The sequence below is a fragment of the Clostridium sp. N3C genome, assembly GCF_900095445.1.
GTDB lineage: Bacteria > Bacillota > Clostridia > Clostridiales > Clostridiaceae > Clostridium_AU.
On sequence record NZ_FMJL01000085.1, the window covers coordinates 1 to 5,439 of the forward strand.

Annotated in this window: 5 protein-coding genes; all 5 read left to right on the forward strand. The window is 27.7% G+C overall.

The annotated features are described in order from the left end of the window. The first annotated feature begins 142 nt into the window (after positions 1–142). The 5 genes from N3C_RS14335 to N3C_RS14355 are packed head-to-tail and all read left to right on the forward strand — an operon-like array spanning position 143 to position 5,419. Positions 143–805, forward strand: coding sequence for a sugar transferase (locus tag N3C_RS14335; RefSeq protein WP_143312695.1), 663 nt, complete (start codon positions 143–145; stop codon positions 803–805). Positions 806–849: 44 nt separating this feature from the next. Next, the gene (locus N3C_RS14340; RefSeq protein WP_074366685.1) at positions 850–1,923 is read left to right on the forward strand and encodes a glycosyltransferase family 2 protein; all 1,074 of its coding nucleotides are present in this window, start codon (positions 850–852) and stop codon (positions 1,921–1,923) included. Between the two features lie 4 nt (positions 1,924–1,927). Beyond that, entirely contained in the window at positions 1,928–3,046 is a 1,119-nt protein-coding gene (locus tag N3C_RS14345; RefSeq protein ID WP_074366686.1) for a polysaccharide pyruvyl transferase family protein, read from the forward strand. Positions 3,047–3,057: 11 nt separating this feature from the next. Further along, on the forward strand, positions 3,058–4,305 hold the full coding sequence (locus N3C_RS14350) for a Coenzyme F420 hydrogenase/dehydrogenase, beta subunit C-terminal domain (protein WP_074366687.1): 1,248 nt from the start codon (positions 3,058–3,060) through the stop codon (positions 4,303–4,305). A 4-nt stretch (positions 4,306–4,309) separates the two neighbouring features. Continuing rightward, positions 4,310–5,419 carry a glycosyltransferase family 1 protein gene (locus tag N3C_RS14355; protein ID WP_074366688.1) on the forward strand — a complete coding sequence of 370 codons (1,110 nt, stop codon included), beginning with the start codon at positions 4,310–4,312 and terminating at the stop codon, positions 5,417–5,419. Positions 5,420–5,439 lie beyond the last annotated feature (20 nt).

The following is a 5,439-nucleotide window of genomic DNA, read 5'->3' on the forward strand; positions in this document are numbered from 1 at the left end:
AATATGGTAGAAATATTAAACTTTATTTAAAACTTTAGCAATAAATTGAAAGGAAAATTGTGTTATAATATTGGTACGATATGTGTTATAATATTGGTACGATATGACAAGATATAAACAAATATAAAAAAGGGGGATGAGTATGGAGGAAAAATTAGATTTTACTGAAATAAGAGAAAAGGCAACTGAGTATCAAAAAAGTCAAGCTTACTTTATTGTGAAGAGAATTATAGACTTTTTAGGAGCATTGCTTGGAATTATACTTCTATCCCATGTGTATATAATTACTGCTATATGCATCAAACTTGATTCAAAGGGACCTATATTTTTCAAGCAAGATAGAGTAGGACAAGACGGTAAGATATTTAAAATGTATAAGTTTCGTTCCATGGTGGTAAATGCAGAAGAACTCAAAGAGAAACTTAAAGATAAAAATGAAGTATCTGGACCAATGTTTAAGATAAAAGATGATCCTAGAATAACTAGAGTAGGCAAGTTTATAAGAAAGACAAGTATAGACGAGCTACCTCAACTTTACAATGTGCTAAAGGGTGAAATGAGCTTAGTTGGACCAAGGCCAAGCCTTCCAAATGAAGTCGCTCAGTTTACACCTTATCAAAAATTAAGATTAATCGGTAAACCAGGCCTAACTTGCTACTGGCAGGTAAGCGGAAGAAACAGCATAGGTTTTGAAGAGTGGATGGAATTAGATGTTAAGTACATAAGAGAGAGAAATATTTGGATCGATTTAAAGCTTATCTTTAAAACAGTAGGAGTATTGTTTGGGGATGAGAATGCGGCGTAAAGAATACTATAATTGTAAAAAAATAAAAAAACAGGTGGTGTGTTATGCCATTAATTAGTGTTATAATGCCTATTTATAATGTAGAAAAGTATATTAAAACATCGGTTGATAGTATACTCAACCAATCTTTCAGAGATTTTGAACTGATTTTGATCGACGATGGTTCAACTGATAATAGTGGAGAATTATGTGATAAGTATGCAGCTAAGGATAGTAGAGTTAGAGTCTTTCATATCAAAAATAATGGTGTATCTAATGCCCGTAATGTTGGATTAAGGCATGCTGATGGCCAATATGTATATTTTTGTGACGGAGATGATTATATAGATGATAATGCGTTTCAAGTAATGTCAGATATTTTACGAAAATATAGTATAGATTTATTAATCTTCGGTTACTATTTTGAAGCGCACAAGGTAGATAAAAATGGTAGACTTTATATAGATAGGTACTCTGCTTCATTTGATTATAATTCATTATATTCATCAAAAGAAGATATAAAGAAAGATTTAGTTAATATGTGGAATAAATCACTCATGTATAATGTTTGGAATAAACTTTATAGATTAGATATTATACGAAACCAAAATATTGAATTTTCAACAAAATTGACGATGGGTGAAGATTTAGACTTTTCGAACAAGTATTTTGTATATTGTAATTCTTTTTATGTATTAAGTGATTGTTTTTATCATTATATTCGTGAAAGAGAAAACTCAGCAACAACACGATTTATAGATGGGTGGTTTAAAATTAGAGTTGAGGAACATGAAAGACTTTTGAATTTTTTTCATAGCTGTGGAATTTTGGATGTAGAGGGAAAGGAGTTTCTCTCTCGTCGTTTTATTGAGAGGACAATAGGCTGTATTGAAAATGAGTTTAATAATAAAAATGCCATAGGTGCAGTAGAAAAAAGAAGACATATAAAACAAATGATAAATCATCAATATACACGAGAATCTTTAAAATATGTAAAATATACATCAAAGAAGATGGCTATTATGGTATTGCCTATTAAAATAAAAAGTGTTAGTTTAACATGTATTGAAGGAATGTTTATTTCATTTATAAGGAGAAAACTACCTCATATTTTTATTAAACTTAAACAAAGGAGATAGTGCTATGAAGGTTGGATTAATTACATTACATAGAGTTGGAAATTATGGATCTGTTTTGCAAACTTATGCAACACAATATATTATACAAAAAATGGGGTATGATGTAGAGGTTATTGATTATTATCCTGAACGATTACATTTAATTGGAATGCTAAAAAGAATTAAAGACAGAGGCGAATTATTAAGTAAAAGTCTTTTAGTTAGAAATATATGTAGGATGATAATATTTCCTTCTTATATAAGACGATTTAAAGTATTCTCAGATTTTTTGAAACGCTATATAAATATGTCATCTATTACTTATAATTCAATTGAAGAACTTAGACAGAATCCACCACAGTCGGATATATATTGTACTGGTAGTGACCAAGTATGGAATAGTGGATGGAATGAGAAAATTGAATATCCATATTTTTTGGATTTTGTATCTAATGGAGCAAGGTGTTTTACTTATGCGGCTAGTTTTGGAAAATCATCATTAGATGAATGGGAAAAACAAGAAACACATAGATTGTTAGAAAAATATAAATATATTTCTGTAAGGGAAAGTGCTGGAATTAAGATATTAAATGATTTAGATATACATAATGCTATACATGTACTAGATCCAACTTTACTTTTAGATAAACATGATTGGGAAACACTTATTTCTAAAAAGTATAGCAATAAAAAATATATTTTATTATATAACATAAATAGAAATAAAGAGTTAGATAAGTATGCTAAAGAATTTGCTAAAAGAAAGAAGTTACCAATATATTATTTGAGCTATAATTATCATGATATTATAAAAGGTGGAAGGTTAATTGCCTGTCCAACTGTTGAGGAATTTTTATCTTTAATAAATAATGCTCAATATATATTAACAGATTCTTTTCATGTTACAGCTTTTTCTATGAATTTTGAAAAACAGATACTTGTATATTATCCTCCTAAGTTTAGTTCTAGACTTGAAAGTATTGTAAATCTAGTAGGAATTCAAAATCGTGTAATTAGAGATATTCATGATTTTACTATTTCGGATAATCCAATAGATTTTTCTAATGTAAATAGAGTATTAAAAGAGCAGAGAAATTACTCAATGTCTTTCTTAGAAAAAGCATTATCTTTAGAAAATTATTAAGGAGGTATCTAATGAAAAATCACATTGATATAACAAATAAAACAAAATGTTGCGGCTGTAGAGCTTGTGAACAAAAATGTCCTAATAAATGTATTACAATGATTGAAGATAATGAGGGATTTTTTTATCCATATGTTAATGAGGAAAAATGTATTAAATGTGAAGTGTGTATAAAACATTGTCCTCAACTTAATAATACCATATTTGATAATCAATTAAAAAATCCAGAGGTTTATGCTGCAAAAATAAAAAAAGAAAATATTTTAATGAAAAGTTCGTCTGGTGGCATGTTTTCTGCTATAGCAGAAAGAGTAATTGACAAAGGAGGTGTTGTATTTGGCTGTGCATTTGATGAAAATCTAATTGCACAACATATTGCTGTTCAAAATAAAGATGATTTAAAGTTATTACGTGGTTCAAAATATGTAGCCAGTAATTTGAATAATACTTATATACAAGCTAGAAATTATTTGGAATCTGGCAAAATAGTGTTTTATACTGGATTACCTTGTCATATTGCTGGATTAAAAGGATTTTTAGGAAAGACATATGATAATTTGATAACAGCTGATTTAATATGTCATGGAACACCTAGCCAAAAACTTTTTAGTAAGTATATCAAGTGGATTGAAAAAAAGTATTCTAAGAAAGCTTTTTCTAAAGTAAATAATAATTTAGAAGATGCAAATGTTTATTCATATGATTTTAGAAACAAAGAAACTAAAGGTTGGAGATGTGGAAATAATAAAATTGTTTTCGGAAATGCTAGAAAAACAATAGTAATAAGACCAATATCTTTAATAGATCCGTATTTTAGTTCGTTTTTAACATCAAAAACATATAGACCAAGTTGTTATAGTTGTAAATATGCATGTGAAACAAGAGAAGGAGATTTTACATTTGCTGACTATTGGGGCATTGAATTATTTCATCCTGAATTTTATTCGCCTAAAGGGGTATCTTTATTATTAATAAATACACAAAAAGGAAAATCTTTTTTTAAAGAATTTAAGGACGATATTGATTATATATTATCAGATATAAAGTACGCTATACAGCGAAATGGACATTTAAACAAACCAGCTGAGCGTCCAAAGATACGTGATATTATTTATGATGAGATTGATACGTTGAATTTTGAAGAATATGCTAAAAAATATTTATATCCAAATGGTAAGTTGGGACTTTGGATAAAATATATGCTACCTGAAAATATAAAGATAAAGATAAAACAAATATTATATAAAGTAAGGAATTGATACTATGAAACCAATAAGAGTATTATTTGTTGTTCCTAATTTAAGAGTATGTAATGGTGTAGCGACCTATACAATGAATTATTTTAGAAATATGAACAAGGAAAAAATAAAAATTGATTTTCTGTTATTGAATTCTATTCCTACACCATATTATGATGAGATTAGACAAGCAGGAAGTAATATTAAGGTATTACCACCTCTCAAAGATGGAATTTTAAAATATTTAAAGGCATTAGATAGTATTTTTGATTGTGATGAAAAATATGATATTATACATTGCAATGTAATAAACGCAGGAGCTCTTATATTAAAATATGCAAAAAAAAATGGAATAAAGGTGCGAATATTACATAGTCATGCTACGAAATCAGCAGAACAAAAAATTAAAGAAATTAGAAACAATATTATTGCACCTATTACTAAGCATTATTCAACTGATTTTTTTTCTTGCTCAAAATTAGCTGGTGATTATTTATTTGGTAAAAGTTATTATCATATAGTAAATAATGCTATTGATGAATCTAAATATATTTTTGATAATCATAAAAGAGAAATAGTTCGTAATAAATTTAATATTGATAAAAATTTTGTAGTAGGAACTGTGGGCAGATTTGCTCCACAGAAAAATCCACTGTTCTTAGTTGAAATTTTCTTTGAACTTAAGAAAAAATGCAATAACGCAAAATTATTATGGGTTGGTAGTGGATTTATGGAAAAAGAAGTAAAGCAAAAAGTAGATGAACTTAATTTAAATAATGATGTTTTATTTCTAGGCGATAGATCAGATGTTCAAGATTTATATCAAGCCATGGATGTATTTTTGTTACCATCGATTTATGAAGGATTACCACTAGTTGGTATTGAAGCTCAATGCTCTGGATTACCAATGATTGTTTCTGATACAGTTACCACAGAAATGAAAATTACAGACTTAGTTACTTTTTTATCAATTAAAGAACCTGTTAAAAGATGGGTTGAAGCTATAATGGTTTATGTAAATAATCCTATGCGAATTAATACTGAAAAAGATATATGTAATTCTGGATATTCAATTAAAAATGAAGCGAAGAAACTTGAAAGAAAGTACAAAATTTTAGTTGATAAAAATAAATAAACTAATATATTAATTTTTAT

What these genes read in the sequence shown, in the direction of transcription:
- N3C_RS14335 (WP_143312695.1), top strand. Translation starts at nt 143, where the DNA reads ATGGAGGAAAAATTAGATTTTACTGAAATAAGAGAAAAGGCAACTGAG.
- N3C_RS14340 (WP_074366685.1), top strand. Translation starts at nt 850, where the DNA reads ATGCCATTAATTAGTGTTATAATGCCTATTTATAATGTAGAAAAGTAT.
- N3C_RS14345 (WP_074366686.1), top strand. Translation starts at nt 1,928, where the DNA reads ATGAAGGTTGGATTAATTACATTACATAGAGTTGGAAATTATGGATCT.
- N3C_RS14350 (WP_074366687.1), top strand. Translation starts at nt 3,058, where the DNA reads ATGAAAAATCACATTGATATAACAAATAAAACAAAATGTTGCGGCTGT.
- N3C_RS14355 (WP_074366688.1), top strand. Translation starts at nt 4,310, where the DNA reads ATGAAACCAATAAGAGTATTATTTGTTGTTCCTAATTTAAGAGTATGT.